Here is a 14,390-nt window from a genome sequence, read left to right as displayed (position 1 = left end):
TGAAGTAGTTTCTGCCTATAAGCTAGAAGAATATTCTTATATACAAAAAGCCTTTTGCATATGACAGTCTGTTCTCCCGAAAGAGCACAGATTATCATTACAAAAGGCTTTTTATCCATTACAGGCATTTTGGTCGCTGCCCGCTTATTCAGCAGAAATAAATCATCTTTTCCCCGATTATGCGAGGCAGAACAAATCTTGGATTACTCTTCTGTTTCTTCTTCCTCAGCATGGAAAATACACACGAATTGCTCGGAAGTTCCTTCTGCACCAAAAGCATTGGCTCCTGTACTTACTACCGAGAAACCGATATTCCGGTAAAATTCGGCGCCTTCGGCATCGGCATCTGCCATCAGCATAGTCGGCTTTTCCATAGCCAGCAGCTTGAGTATAATACCGCGTCCATAGCCCAGTCCACGTTCATCGGGAGCGATAGCCATATGACGTACACGGAGCGCATCCGGCATTTCCTGATCCTGTGCACAGCCAATGACGCCAATCCACACGCCTTCTTCCAGATATCCATACAGCCGCAGCTCCGGTTCGGTACGATATTGTTCAATAACAGCGTTTAGTACATCCTCATCCGGGAAGACAGCATAGGATAACAGTTCACGCAGTTCGGGTTCTTCCAGACGATCATTAATTAATTCCAGCACAATAGTTCCTCCTGTTTGCTCATATCCACATCCTCACTATTTTACTCCTCCGGCTTGATCTGCTGCAACCTATCTGGACGAGATTCTTCCGGTTCCCTGCAGACCGCATAGGTGACCCAGTTCCCGCGAAGCTCAATATCCTTGTCATCCTTGTTTTCTTCTATGGCTTGTGCTACTGCTTTGCGTGCCAGTACATTCCAGCCTGCATAGCTCTCATCCAGAATCTCCAGCAGACGCTCCGTACTCAGATTCAGCTCAATATTGCCTTCTTCGACCTTGTCCGTATCCTGCTCAACCTGCTGTACCGAAGACGTCATCGAAATAAAGTGAATTCCACCCATTCGTGTTCCTGCCTGCATCTGTTTCAATACCTGACGGAAGGATTCTTCGGAAGACAAATGCTCCAGACAGCCTGTTGCAATAATATAATCGCAGCTGTCCGGCTCAATCTGGTAATTCTCCACATCATGCGTTATTGCCTGAATCCGGTCTTCCACTTCATACTTGGCAGCATACTTCTGCAGCTGATCAATCGCATCTTCCAGCAGATCTACTCCGGTCACATGGCCGCCCTGTGTAAGCTGCTGGGCTACCGGTATCGCATGACGTCCTACTCCGCAGGCCAGATCCAGCACATGAGGTGCAGGCGTGTATTTGAGCAGCCGCTGCAGCAGTTCCATAACGAGCGGAGTAGGCTGGGATATCCAGCTGCCTGATTCAAACAATTCATTTTCCTTGTAAAATTGCTCATGGTATTTAGCTTCAGATTCTCTTGCTGTATCAAATGATGCACACATTATATATCACTCCTGTTTCCTTATATTTGATCCTGCAGGTATACGGGCCGCCAACTATTTCCTTCTGTCATTAAGCAGCCGCTCCATTTACTTAAGTACCATTACCCATAACGGCGGGGTTGCCTACATAGTGATAGTAATATGCGCTATCGCGGATTCCAGGCTAACCTTCTCCTATATCCGCTGATTCATATCCAACTTATATTTTCACGACCTATAGCTATTTTTCACTTTCTCTATTGCTGTATTCCTTGTCTGTCCGATTTTTTTTATACAAAAAGATATCCTTCTACCTGTATGACTGTCCTTGTACCTTATGTATTTCTATAGCCTGTAATCCCTCCTGCACACCTGTATAGCAAAAAGAGCCTGTATGCATTACGCATAACAGGCTCTAACCGATCTTTTAATTTACCAGCTGTTCCAGTTCTTTCTTGGCTTTTTCGTAAGCAGGGAACAAGGCTTCGACCATTTGTGATATGTCCTGCATATCCTGCTGGCGCGATTTTTTCTCAATCTCGGATAGCAGCTGGGATAAGTGATTGATCCCAATACTGAGACTGCCCGATTTCAATTCATGGGCTGCGTCTGCGAGTGCTTCCGCGTCACCTGCAGCAGCCAGTCTGCGCAATCGTTCCAGCTTCTTTGGTGTCTCGCTCTGATACATGCCAATCAGCGTGCGCAGTACTTCCGGATCTCCGGCTTCATTTAATTCTATAATCTCCTGAATCACACTCATATCCAGAATTTTTTCAGTAATCGTAACTGGTAGCCATTTATGCATAATGCGAGTCAGACTATCCAAATTCACCGGCTTGGTCAGAATATCGTCCATACCTACATCCAGACAACGCTGCCGATCTTCCTGACTGGTATTCGCGGTAAGTGCAATAATCGGAACAGCTACACGCATCTCGGTGGCTTCCAGTTCGCGAATTTTGCGTGTAGCCTGAAAACCGTCCATTACCGGCATTCGATTATCCATCAGTACCATCAGATAATTATGACTGAGATAGATAGAGACCGCTTCTTGTCCATTAATCGCTGTATGCACATTGGTAATGCCCATTTTCTTTAATTGGAGCTGAATAACCTGACTGTTGATCGGATTATCTTCTACGATCAGAATCGGATTTTCCATCTGGTTGACAGCTAGAGGCGGTACTGAAGATTCGTTCTGACTGCCTGATTGCTCGTTGCTGCTTGCTCTTGTCTGAACGAGCAGCTCCGATTCTTTCGGGCTTTTCTTGAGTGGAATATCGAACCAGAACGTAGAACCTTTGCCTTTATCGCTTTTCAAATCAATTGTTCCTTCCATTAACTCTACCAATGACTTACAGATGGAGAGTCCCAGCCCGGTTCCTTCCACATCCTGCTGCTCCGGCCGGTCTGCCTGTGCATAGGGCTGGAATAGATTCTTTTGATGATCCGGCGCAATGCCGATGCCTGTATCAGACACCTCAATGTGGAGGGATTGTAAATTTGCACTATTTTCTTTCAGCTGTATACTGATCTCGATTTTACCATTCTGGGTAAACTTATTCGCATTACTGAGCAAATTCAGCAAGATCTGGCGAATTCGTCCACCGTCGCCGATCAGGTTACTTTCTACACGATAATCAATAAATGCAGAAATGGTATTTTCATTTTCGCGTACCTTTGGTTCGATTAGACGAATGATATGATCCAGCAGCAGGCGCATATTGACCGTACTTTCCTGCAGCTGCATTTTGCCTGCTTCCATTTTGGACAGATCCAGCATATTGTTGATCATCCCGAGCAGCAGCTCGGCCGATTCCTGAATCAGCAGTACCGAGCGCTTCTGTTCATCCGAGAGGTCCGAGGATAGCAGAATCTCCGCCATGCCGATCACACCATTCATCGGTGTACGTATCTCGTGGGTCATAATCGCCAGAAAGCGGGCCCGTGCCTGATTAGCATTGACCGCTTCTTCCCGTGCTGCCTTGAGCTCTGCATTGCTTTTGGCAAGCAGACGCTGCAGATTGACCAGTTCGCTGTTCATCGAAGAGAATTCGGACAAAATTCGTTCTTCCTGGTGTTTGCTATTGATAATCTGGTGGGAAAGATCTTCAATCGTTTTGCGCAAAACCATGATTTCATGCTCTGCATTTGACATTGTATTCATCTTCCCTTCCCTATAATCCGGCTGATCCGGTTTATCCGAGTTCTGCCACAGGTACCAGAGTATCAGCCAATTGAATGGCTTCATTCGCATCCGGAGCATAACCATCTGCTCCCACCAGTTTCCAGAGACTCCGATCTATATTAAAAGGCAACCCTCCGACGATAATTTTGATCTGTGCGGTCTTCTCGGATGCCCTGATCTTCTCAATCAATTCATGAACAAGATGAACATGAAAGGTCATAGTTACCGAAATGGCTACAATATCCGCCTCGTAATCTGTAATAGACTGAATCAGACTGTGGTCGGGAACATTGGCTCCCAGATAATACGTATCCCAGCCATCCATTTCAAAAAAGTCGGTCAGCATCCGAATACCAATCTCATGCTGCTCTGTACCGACACAGGCGGATACCAGTCGGCGCGGTCTGCCAGAACTGCTTGCTTGCAGCCAGTATGGATATAATCGAGAGATAATACTCTGTGTCGCAGCTGTACAATAATGCTCCTGTGCGACATTTATCCGGCTAATCTGCCATAACCTACCGATTTCGTACTGTGATTTCTGAAAAATATGAATATAAATATCTTTTATGGCGATTCCCTGATCGAGTAGAGTAACAATAAGAGTGTAGGCTTGCTTGCGATCTGCCTGCAGCAGATACTCCAGATATTCTCGGGCCTCTGCTCCCAGTACGGAATCTTCCGTAATATAGGTTTGCTGAAGCTCTACTGTGCGAACATGGTCAATGCCCATATCCAGATAATCCACTACACTGGATTTGTCATTATGTTCGAAATGATCAAGCAGTACCCGTTTGATCGCTACTAGATTCACAATCAGATCTTCTTCGGTTACACGATAACCGCTTAAAAGCAATTTGAGCCAAGAGATATAGTTCATGAACAAAGCAGGACTTTTCATAAGTACGCTCTCAGCTAAATAACTCAAGCTGTACAAAGAATCCTGTTTCGTTCGCTCTCTACCCTTGGCTCCAAAACGCTGGTACAGATCTGGCTGTTTCAGGTACTGCATATGGGTAACCTGTTCTGCAAGCCGGTCTGCTTCTATAATTAATTGTTGTCCTGCTGTTTCTTTTTCCTGTAAGGCCATCTGCGGACACCTCCTGACTTGTCAGTAAAGAGGACTACTCCGCACGTACCAGATAACGTCTGACAGCAGGCTTGATATCTGTTAGTTCCTGATCTGGATATGCTTTTTCCAGTTCATGTATACGTTTGAAATCGGAGCTCTGTACCCAGGCCATATAACTTTCTTTGGTATCCCAGGACATGTGAACGATCAATTCACCCGGTGTAGTCTCACTCTGAAGAAGTTGAAAAGATACAAATCCCGGCTGCCGATCCACTGACCTGCTGCGGTTACGGTAAACTTCCACCAGCTCTTCGGCTTTGTGTTCCGGCACCTGGACAATGGATTGTACAATATACACGAAATTATTTCCCCCTAAATGAATTACGAGCTTATATCATATCCATGAGCCCGTCAAGTTAAACGCCTACAACAACGTTGTCCGCTATTGAATAGTCATTAGTGAAATTTTCCCATACATTGCGTAATTAAGCAAGTTCCGATACAACCAATTTAGCTGCTTCCGCTAACTGTCTGTCCTATATAAACAGGTCAAAACACCCTGTATACAGGGGATTTATAAGTGGCTGCCGACCGGAAATAAAAAAACACAGAGATCAGCCGCTCGTGTGTTAAAAACCATTCTTTTTATGTTCTATTCTTTTTATGTTCTATTATATATTGCACTTATTTCAACAAAAAAAGTCCAACCGGTAGGAGTTCTACCGATCAGACTATTTTACCGGCGGCTGCAAAGCCCAGTTTTTTTAATAACGGGATAACCTGCAATTTCTCGTCATGATCCAGTCCAGCCATTGCATGTTGAATTACTTTTTTGTGTCCTGCAAAAATGCTTTCAAAAAAGTCTTTGCCTTGCTGGGTCAGCTCTGCAAAAATAACGCGGCGATCTTCTTCACAGGCTCTGCGGCACAGCATATTTTTCTTTTCCAGTTTGTCGACGACATACGTAATATTTCCGCTGGAAATCAATACTTTTTCGCCGATCTTTTGCAGCGGCTGGGATGTCTCGCTGTGATAAAGGAAATCCAGCACCCCAAATTCGGTAGGATTCAGTCCATAACTCTGAATATCACGATGAATATGCGTCATGATTGATTGATACGTACGGGATAATACTATTAATAAATGAAGAGATTCTTTCTCTTCCATCTCATCACTGTTTGGATTATTGATGTTCATTTCGGCTTCCATCATACTTCCTCCTCTCTGCTAAAAACGGTTGGATGCATCCTGCGTCCTCCCTACGAGTATATAAGAGCGCCTGCACGTGTTCTTCTTTATTAATGAAATAAAGAGTACGAACCAACTGTACAGACGCTACCTATTTTAACATATCACTTGCTTATTGACTAAAATTTATTCTATTGCAGCTTAGAAGCCTTTTGCAGTCTCAGCAGCTTGTTCCAGACCTTCAGCAACGATCTGTTGGGAACGGTCAGGGAATGCATTGTGACCTTCAATAATGAATTTCTCTACATCTGTAATGCCCCAGAATCCGAGCAGTGTGCGTACATATCTTACAGCCAGTTCGATGTCTGCTCCAGGACCTTCGGAATATACACCGCCGCTAGCATGCAGCAGCATTACTTTTTTACCGCCAGCCAGTCCTACAGGACCTTCCGGAGTGTATTTGAATGTTTTGCCTGCTTGGGACAGGTAGTCAAAGTACGTGTGCAGTACAGCAGGAACTGTGAAGTTCCACAGTGGGAAAGCAATAACAACTTTCTCAGCAGCCAGGAATTGGTTCATGTAGCGGTTGATGCGATCTACAGCAGCCTGCTCTTCGGAAGTTACTTCCATACCCTGGGAAGCCTTGAAGTTTGCACCCAGTACAAATGCATCGTAGTAAGGAGGGTTTTCTGCGAACAGATCCAGTTCTTCTACTTCATCCTGTGGATGAGCTGCTTTGTAGCTGTTCAGGAATGCTTCATACAGTTGAACGCTGACTGCCTGATCGGCAGGACGGTTATTTGCTTTGACGAATAATACTTTGGACATATTGATATCTCTCCTTCAATTTCACGGGAAATTATTAATTAGTAAATCTTAATTTAAAGATAGTGCAAAAAAGCAGTTTTGTCAATACTTAATTTTCACATTAAGATATTTTTCTGTTTATGTATTATTGGGAAAATAATTGGGAAAGAAACGAGCTGTCTCGCTATGTTTATTTCGATATCGACCAGTATGCTAAAAATAAATTAAAAAATACCTTGTGGGTACGCTGCCATACAGCTGCAGTACCCAAAGGTATTTTTAATTTTGAAATATTGTTTGTACCATTAGGTTACTTTTCATTACAAAAAATGAAGCAGAGTCCGATATACAATGTGTATATTCGGCATCTTGCTTATTTGCCTGCACGCAAAATTTCTATTGTTCCACTATTGTAGGCAATGACCGCCGTACTGGCCATGCCGATAAACAGCCCATTATCGACAACGCCGGGAATATCATTCAGCTGTCGGTGCATACGCGCCGGATTCAGTATTTCCTTGAAATGACAGTCTACCGTGTAGTTGCCGTTATCCGTCACAAACACTTCACCGGATTCCGTTTTGCGCAGTACCGGCGTGCAGCCCATACTTGCCAGTTTTTCGATGGTCCACTCATGGGCAAAGGTGACGACCTCCACCGGCAACGGGAAAGCACCCAGACGTTTTACCACTTTATTGTCTCCGGCTACGATCATTACCTGGCGACTGCGAGCTGCAACGATTTTCTCGCGCAGCAGCGCTCCGCCGCCACCCTTGATCAGATTCAAGTCCGGATCTACTTCGTCGGCACCGTCAATAGTCAGATCAATCTGTCCTACTTCAGCGAAAGGAATAATAGGAATTGACATCTCTTTTGCCAATTTCTCGGATTCGACCGATGTGGCAACCGCTTTGATATGTAAACCCTGTTGCACGCGTTCCCCGAGCTTGCGAATAGCGTACACTGCTGTTGAACCGGTACCCAGCCCAACCATCATGCCATCTTCTACCCAATCGACTGCTTTCTCTGCAGCCAGCTGCTTGATATTCATGTTAACGTTTCACTCCATCACTCAAATTTGTATAATCGCCTATTTTGTAGCTATTCTGCATTTATCTGCAAATGTAGTCAGCTCATCCATGGATTTCATGGATCATTTGAACTATACTAGGGACTGGTGAATACACACAGTCCAATCCTGCCGATTCACAACTCAAAGGAGCCACTCATATGCGAACCGAAGATCAGATTAAATCCAAGCTAGGCGAATTGAACACGCAAAAAAGAAATCTGCAAGCCCGACTCTCCACACTTACGCCGGAAGCTGCGGCGTACACTTCCCTGAATGAACAATTGGCCAGAATTGATGATATGACCATGATGCTTGAATGGGTGCTGGATCAGCCCCAGGGTAAATATCACGCCTGATTTGTTCTATGCTACATTTTATCCCAAGTAAATCAGAATTACAAAATCAATTTAATGCTGATTCCGTCATCTATTTTTATATTTTGGTTTCAAATCAACAAAACGGGTTATATAAACGTAGGCTAAAAAGACCATGCTATTAGAACTATATTTTATCCAAAAATAAATTTACCTTGTGCTATAACATATTAGACAACAATTTCCGACATATTATTTTGTGCACGTTAGCTACACGTCCGGTCTATTCTTGCAATAGAAGGCAATCTTGTAAAAATTTACTTGATTATCAATGGTTCAAAATACCTAAACAACTTAGCTGGTATTGGATCTGTATCGTCGCACACCATGTTTACGGAGTCTTTGTCCACAAAGACCTTGTTATATTGATTTTATTACCTCAAACAGGAGTGAGAGAATTGAAGAAGATAAGCAGTTTATCCTTTTTCACGAAAAACCTATTAATCTCGGCAATTAACATTTTACTGATCGGTGTTATCTTGCTGGTGAGCAGTTACTTTACCCAGAAGACGATTCTGATTGATCAGCTGCATGGACAGATTCAGGCCGTAACCGACACATTTGCACAGGGCATTACCGCTCAACAAGTTCAACAGGCCATGACCGAAAAAAGTTACGAAGGCGCCACTCAAAGCGAACTTCGCTCCTATCTGGATAATGTTAATAAATACAATCCGAATATTGCTCAAGCCTATGTATTCGGTACTGAACTGGCTAACGGTAACCAGACTTCTCTCGTAGCCGTTCCAACCAAGCTGATGGAAGCCCTCAAAGAAGGCAAAATGAATATCGGCGATCTGTATGAGCAACCAGAAACGATTGTAAATGGTGTAAAAGAAATGATGGCAACCGGCCAGACCACTTTTACAAGCTTCTACTCCGATGATTTCGGACTCTGGACAACGATTCTGTATCCAATCAAAAACTCCAACGGTGAAATCTTCGCTTACTTTGGCGTTGATGCCGATGCAAGTGCAGTACCGGATGGCCTTCATCAGCTGCTGGTACGTGGTATTACTATCATGGTAATCTTCCTGATCCTGATCTTCCTGGTACAATTCTTTATCGTACGCAAAACGCTGTCTCCAATCCGTGAACTGATTCGTGGTATTGAAGAAGTGAGCAAAGGAAATCTCGATATTCATATCAAGACTGGTACCGATGACCTCGGTATTATCAATCATAAGTTCAATGAAATGGTAGCCAAAATGAACGGCGTTATCGTCAATGTACAGTCCGCTTCCAAGCAGGTAACCGAATCTGCGAAAATGCTGATGGACAGTGCTTCCGATCACAGCAGCCGTTCCCTGACTCTGATTTCCAATATTCAGGAAATTGCAGATGGCATGAAATATCAGGAATCCGCTACCGAAGATACAGCTAAGTCTATGACTGAAGTATCCACTGTTATTCATACAATCGCACGCAACTCTTCCAATGTATCGGATGAAGCTTATGCGATGGAACAGAAGTCTGCCAAAGGTAATGAAGTCGTTAATGAAGTAACCAACCAGATGTCCCTGATCTCCGAGTCGGTACACGAGACTGCCAAAGCTGTTGAACTGCTGGAAAGCCGCTCTCAGGAGATTGGCAATATTCTCGGTATCATTACCGGAATCTCCGGTCAGACCAACCTGCTCGCACTGAATGCATCGATCGAAGCGGCACGTGTCGGTGAACACGGTAAAGGATTTGCAGTCGTTGCCGGTGAAGTTCGTAAGCTGGCTGAACAGTCTTCCGAGTCTGCCAACCAGATCAGCTCCCTGATCGCCGAGATTCAGACCGAGATCCAAAATGCCGTAACTTCCATGAAAAAAGGAACACTTGAAGTGGAACACGGTATGTCTATTGCTAACCAAACTGTTTGCCGATATCCATGATGCAACCAAAAAAGTAACCGAACAGATTCAGGACATTTCCAGTGCTACACAAGAAATCTCTGCAGGTACCGAAGAAATGACCGCTACAACAGAGAACCTGAAGTCTACAGCTGCAGCCGCAGCAGCCAACAGTGCCAAAGTATCCGAGCACGTAGAAAGCCAAAAAGCGACGGTTGTATCTACTTCCGACGCAGCCAACCAGTTGTCTACAATGGCAGAACAGCTGCAAGAACTGATCTCGCACTTCCATGTACGCAAAGTCGATTAATTACTGTTGATTCCGCCATAGCCTGAAAAGAATGCCCTCCATATTTTGTGGAAGGCATTTCTTTTCAAGCCCTATTGGCTATATAAATTATATAAGCTATATATAGCTCACCCTTTGTCCATCTTGCATTCATATTGCTGTAATACAATAACTGTGCTTTATCACTGCACATATTTGTCAAACCAAGGAGAGATTATCATGTCCCAACCGGAAATTGTGAATCTACTAACTACTTCGACCCAACTGCCAGCCCTACAGATTCCGCTGGACAACTCCAGACAATGGCAAAAGGATACATTTGCCATCCATCGCTTTGATCTGGGTCAGTCTATTGCTGACTATATCCACCAGCTGAATGATCCTATGGAAAAAGAAGCCGTATTGCTAACTGGCTATCTTGGCTGGATTCATCGCATGTCTGCCGAACAGGAGACTTCCGCTTTATTTGCATCTGCCAGCGGTACCCTCCCTGTCACATTGTCTTTTGAAGAATCACCAGGCTTCCAGCACATGGTCAAGCAGGTATATGATCAACTGGCAGGCGAGAAATCACCTGCTCCGGTACAGAGCGAGACCGTATTCAGTTTCGGTCTGACCATTCCGGCTCAACCGGGACAGCTTATCAACTGGGCGATCGAAGAACGTCCTTCTTCCCTGACCGTGGTTATCGAATATAATGATTCCCTGTTCAAACCTGCGACAATCGCCCGCTTCTCTGCTTATTATGTACGTCTGCTGGAAGGGCTGATTGCCGATTCTTCACTGCCTGTCGGGGCGGTCGATATACTCAGCGCCGAAGATCAGGTACTTTATAACGCATTGAACAGCACAAACGCACCTTATGATGAATCCCAGACATATCATGGCTCCTTTGAACAGGCGGCTCATCTTTATCCTGATCATTCAGCTGTGAGCTTCAGAGATACCACTTATACCTATCGCCAGTTAAATGAACGGGCTAACCAGGTAGCGAATCTTCTGCTTAATCAGGGACTGCAAAAAGGGGAATTTGTTACCATGTTCCTCGATCGCAGCATCTACAGTGTAATCAGTCTGCTCGGCATCATGAAAGCAGGCGGTGTCTATGTACCGGTCGATCCGTCCCATCCGGATGATCGTAACCACTATATTATGCAGGATACACGCTCTGCATTTGTAGTAACCCAGCATAGCCACTATAACAAAGTCCATGAACTGACTGCCGGTATTGCTGCTATGCGCGGAATTATCAGCATTGAATATGTGAATTCTTCAACAGGTCCTACGACAGTGAACAATCCGAATGTAGATGTGCAGCCGGATGATCTGGCTTATGTGATCTATACTTCAGGATCGACAGGCAAACCCAAAGGCACACTGATCGCACATCGCGGTGTAGTAAACCTTGGACAGATTCTCAAAGAACAATTTGCTATCACGCCGGAAGATATAATGGCGCAGTTTGCCAGCTATAGCTTTGACGGCTCGGTATGGGATACGATTGCTCCACTGTTCCACGGGGCGCATATGTATATGTTGGATGCAGATGAGCGGGTATCTATCGAAGAATTCGCTGCTGCTATCCATCGTACCCAATCGACTATTGTGACCGCATTGCCGACTGTATTTTTCAATCAACTCTCTGCCTATCTTACGGAAGAAGGATACCGTAATCTGGCTAGCCTTCGACTGCTTGCTGTAGCCGGAGAAGCATTGTATGGCGAACGTGTTCGTGCTTTCCAGCAGAACTTCGGCAGTCCGGTCCATGTTGTCAATGCCTATGGTCCTACCGAATGTACGGTATGTGCCACTATGCACAAAGTCAGCGAACTGCTGCCCGAGGATGTAGTGAATGTGCCGATCGGACGTCCTATTCACAATTACCAGATCTATATCATGAATGAACATCAGCAGCTCGCTCCAGTAGGCGTACCGGGCGAAATGTATATTTCCACTATCGGTATCGCCAGAGGGTACCTGAACCAGCCGGACAAAACTGCAGCTGCTTTCCTGCCTCATCCCGAGCGTGAGAATGAACTGTTATATCGTTCCGGTGATCTGGCGAAGCTTCTGCCAGATGGTACTATCGAATATGTGGGCCGCAGTGATTCCCAGATCAAAATCCGTGGACACCGTATTGAAATCGGAGAAATCGAAGATAATCTGAATAAATATGAAAATATCCAGGATGCTGTAGTTGTCGCCAAAAAAGACAGCTCCAATCAGAATATGCTGGTCGCCTACTTTACTACTCAGGATGGCAGCCTGCTATCTCCAGCAGCAATCAAGCAATTCCTGTCCGACCGTCTGCCTTCGTATTTTGTACCGCGGTTTATCTGCCAGCTGGATGTTATGCCTATTTCTCCTACCGGCAAGGCTGAACGCAAAAAGCTGATCGCCTATCCGAATACCGAAGTGCAGGAACAACCTGCCGGCTATGTAGCACCGCAAAATGAAACCCAGCAGCGAATTGCCGATGCATGGGCACAGGTACTGAACAAGCAGGAGATTGGCATCCATGACGACTTCTTCTCGATCGGTGGCGATTCCCTGCATGTTATTCATGTACTCGTTCTGCTGAAGCCGCATTATCCGGGACTGAAAATTGCCGACTTTTTTGAACACAAGACGATTGCCGGTCTGGCTGTCTGTGCTGTAGAGCAGGAAGCCAATGAATCCGCAAATGTAGAATTGCTGCCGATCCGTGAATTGACCGATCTGGTGGAATATCCAGAGATGATCAAAGGCGAGACTCTTCCGGCTCTTCGCACAGCTTCTCATGTACTCATTACCGGTGCAACCGGCTACCTTGGCTCTTACCTGCTGTATGAACTGCTGCAGCAAAGTGAAGCACATGTATATGCCCTGGTACGCAAATCCGGCAATGCCAGCAGCATGGATCGCCTCAAATCCACGATGGAACTGTATTTTGGACGCAGTATCCTGAATGGGTTTGAAGAGCGTGTCACTGTCGTAGAAGGCGACCTTGAAGCAGCACGTCTCGGTCTCAGCGATGCCGATTATCTGATGCTGACCGAGAACACGGATGCTATTATCCACAGTGCAGCCGATGTACGACATTTTGGTGATGCCGAGCAATTCAAAAAATCCAATATTCTGTCGACAGCCGAACTGCTGGAGATTGCCAGCAAACGTCCGGGTGTTCGCTTCCATCATATTTCGACGATGGGTATTCCGGAAGATCTGTCACTGGAAGGCAAATGGGATAAAGTAATTGAGCAGGGCTACCTTTCCGAGGATCTGCAGGCTACTAATCTGTATACCAACAGCAAGCTGGAAGCCGAGAAATTGGTTATTGCAGCTGGTGAGCGCGGGATTCCGGTTAATATTTATCGTGCAGGTAATCTGTCCAGCCATTCGATCAGCGGCAGCTTCCAGCGCAATATTGACAGCAATGCGATGTACCGGATGATCAAAGCCATGCTGCTGCTGGGCAAAACACCAGCTGTCAATCAATGGATGGACTTTACTCCAATTGATTATGCAGGCAAATCGGTTATTCATCTGGCACTGCAAGAGGATACTGCTGGCCGTATCTTCCATATCTGTAATCCACAGCAGATTCCGTATGCGGAGTTGATTGCCCTGATTAATGAATCCGGCTATATTGTAGATACTGTACGTCCAGAAGAATATGAAGCATGGCTGCTGGACCCAACAACGATCAAACCGGCTGAAGCTATGCAGCTTGCCATGGCACAGCTCGAAGGCGATGGCGCCAAAGACTCTCCGTATCGTCTTGCCAATCCAGCAACAGCAGCTATCCTGGAGCAAGCCGGCATTTACTGTGCAGCACCGGATCGTCAATTTATTGCGGCGATGCTGAGCTATGCAGCCAATATTGGTTACTTCCCTGCTCCGGTTATGATAGAGACCAAGGTAGCTCACATTAACGAAGTTGTATAAATATTTTCTTTTGTTTAATATAAATTAAATACAAAAACCCTGACTGCTTGATTGTCAGGGTTTTTGTATACTATACGTTTGGATCAAATTGCAGATTAATAATTTAAAATAGCTGCTTTATGTACATTTTGCATTATTACCTACCGATATATTACATAATACGACAAAATAATACATTCATAATAATAAGTTGTAAATAT

At 45.1% G+C, this 14,390-nt stretch carries 12 protein-coding genes; 4 read left to right on the top strand and 8 right to left on the bottom strand.

The annotated features are described in order from the left end of the window. Window positions 1-203 precede the first annotated feature (203 nt). The 8 genes from AR543_RS10895 to rpiA form a co-directional block, all read right to left on the bottom strand. The gene (locus tag AR543_RS10895; RefSeq protein WP_060534298.1) at window positions 204-659 is read right to left on the bottom strand and encodes a GNAT family N-acetyltransferase; all 456 of its coding nucleotides are present in this window, start codon (window positions 657-659) and stop codon (window positions 204-206) included. Between the two features lie 41 nt (window positions 660-700). After that, window positions 701-1,456 (bottom strand): class I SAM-dependent methyltransferase, encoded by a 756-nt coding sequence (locus tag AR543_RS10890; protein WP_064505575.1) that lies wholly within the window; start codon window positions 1,454-1,456, stop codon window positions 701-703. 406 nt (window positions 1,457-1,862) lie between these two features. After that, entirely contained in the window at window positions 1,863-3,602 is a 1,740-nt protein-coding gene (locus tag AR543_RS10885; protein WP_158523953.1) for an ATP-binding protein, read from the bottom strand. Between the two features lie 31 nt (window positions 3,603-3,633). Continuing rightward, a complete protein-coding gene (locus AR543_RS10880) occupies window positions 3,634-4,713 on the bottom strand; it encodes a cobalamin B12-binding domain-containing protein (protein ID WP_060534294.1) in 1,080 nt (359 codons plus the stop codon). Window positions 4,714-4,747: 34 nt separating this feature from the next. Next, the gene (locus tag AR543_RS10875) at window positions 4,748-5,053 is read right to left on the bottom strand and encodes an antibiotic biosynthesis monooxygenase family protein (RefSeq protein ID WP_060534292.1); all 306 of its coding nucleotides are present in this window, start codon (window positions 5,051-5,053) and stop codon (window positions 4,748-4,750) included. Window positions 5,054-5,421: 368 nt separating this feature from the next. Beyond that, the gene (locus AR543_RS10870; RefSeq protein WP_227871894.1) at window positions 5,422-5,904 is read right to left on the bottom strand and encodes a MarR family winged helix-turn-helix transcriptional regulator; all 483 of its coding nucleotides are present in this window, start codon (window positions 5,902-5,904) and stop codon (window positions 5,422-5,424) included. Window positions 5,905-6,084: 180 nt separating this feature from the next. Beyond that, window positions 6,085-6,711, bottom strand: a complete 627-nt coding sequence (locus AR543_RS10865) for an FMN-dependent NADH-azoreductase (protein WP_060534290.1) — start codon at window positions 6,709-6,711, stop codon at window positions 6,085-6,087. A 352-nt stretch (window positions 6,712-7,063) separates the two neighbouring features. Further along, window positions 7,064-7,741, bottom strand: a complete 678-nt coding sequence (rpiA, locus tag AR543_RS10860) for a ribose-5-phosphate isomerase RpiA (protein ID WP_060534288.1) — start codon at window positions 7,739-7,741, stop codon at window positions 7,064-7,066. Between the two features lie 179 nt (window positions 7,742-7,920). Here rpiA and AR543_RS10855 point away from each other — a divergent pair, with 179 nt between their 5' ends. From AR543_RS10855 to AR543_RS10845, 4 genes are all read left to right on the top strand, one after another. Next, entirely contained in the window at window positions 7,921-8,118 is a 198-nt protein-coding gene (locus AR543_RS10855) for a hypothetical protein (RefSeq protein ID WP_060534287.1), read from the top strand. Window positions 8,119-8,534: 416 nt separating this feature from the next. After that, on the top strand, window positions 8,535-10,016 hold the full coding sequence (locus AR543_RS10850) for a methyl-accepting chemotaxis protein (protein ID WP_335582714.1): 1,482 nt from the start codon (window positions 8,535-8,537) through the stop codon (window positions 10,014-10,016). Continuing rightward, a complete protein-coding gene (locus AR543_RS24975; RefSeq protein ID WP_335582713.1) occupies window positions 9,985-10,284 on the top strand; it encodes a hypothetical protein in 300 nt (99 codons plus the stop codon). The genes AR543_RS10850 and AR543_RS24975 overlap by 32 nt, the downstream gene beginning before the upstream one ends. 198 nt (window positions 10,285-10,482) lie before the next feature. Then, entirely contained in the window at window positions 10,483-14,190 is a 3,708-nt protein-coding gene (locus AR543_RS10845) for a non-ribosomal peptide synthetase family protein (protein WP_082472201.1), read from the top strand. The last annotated feature ends 200 nt before the right edge of the window (window positions 14,191-14,390 follow it).

It is taken from the genome of Paenibacillus bovis (assembly GCF_001421015.2).
Classification (GTDB): Bacteria; Bacillota; Bacilli; order Paenibacillales; family Paenibacillaceae; genus Saccharibacillus; species Saccharibacillus bovis.
This window is presented reverse-complemented; position numbering and strand designations above follow the sequence as displayed.

What these genes read in the sequence shown, in the direction of transcription:
- AR543_RS10890 (WP_064505575.1), bottom strand. Translation starts at nt 1,456, where the DNA reads ATGTGTGCATCATTTGATACAGCAAGAGAATCTGAAGCTAAATACCAT.
- AR543_RS10885 (WP_158523953.1), bottom strand. Translation starts at nt 3,602, where the DNA reads ATGAATACAATGTCAAATGCAGAGCATGAAATCATGGTTTTGCGCAAA.
- AR543_RS10880 (WP_060534294.1), bottom strand. Translation starts at nt 4,713, where the DNA reads ATGGCCTTACAGGAAAAAGAAACAGCAGGACAACAATTAATTATAGAA.
- AR543_RS10870 (WP_227871894.1), bottom strand. Translation starts at nt 5,904, where the DNA reads ATGGAAGCCGAAATGAACATCAATAATCCAAACAGTGATGAGATGGAA.
- AR543_RS10865 (WP_060534290.1), bottom strand. Translation starts at nt 6,711, where the DNA reads ATGTCCAAAGTATTATTCGTCAAAGCAAATAACCGTCCTGCCGATCAG.
- rpiA (WP_060534288.1), bottom strand. Translation starts at nt 7,741, where the DNA reads ATGAATATCAAGCAGCTGGCTGCAGAGAAAGCAGTCGATTGGGTAGAA.
- AR543_RS10855 (WP_060534287.1), top strand. Translation starts at nt 7,921, where the DNA reads ATGCGAACCGAAGATCAGATTAAATCCAAGCTAGGCGAATTGAACACG.
- AR543_RS10845 (WP_082472201.1), top strand. Translation starts at nt 10,483, where the DNA reads ATGTCCCAACCGGAAATTGTGAATCTACTAACTACTTCGACCCAACTG.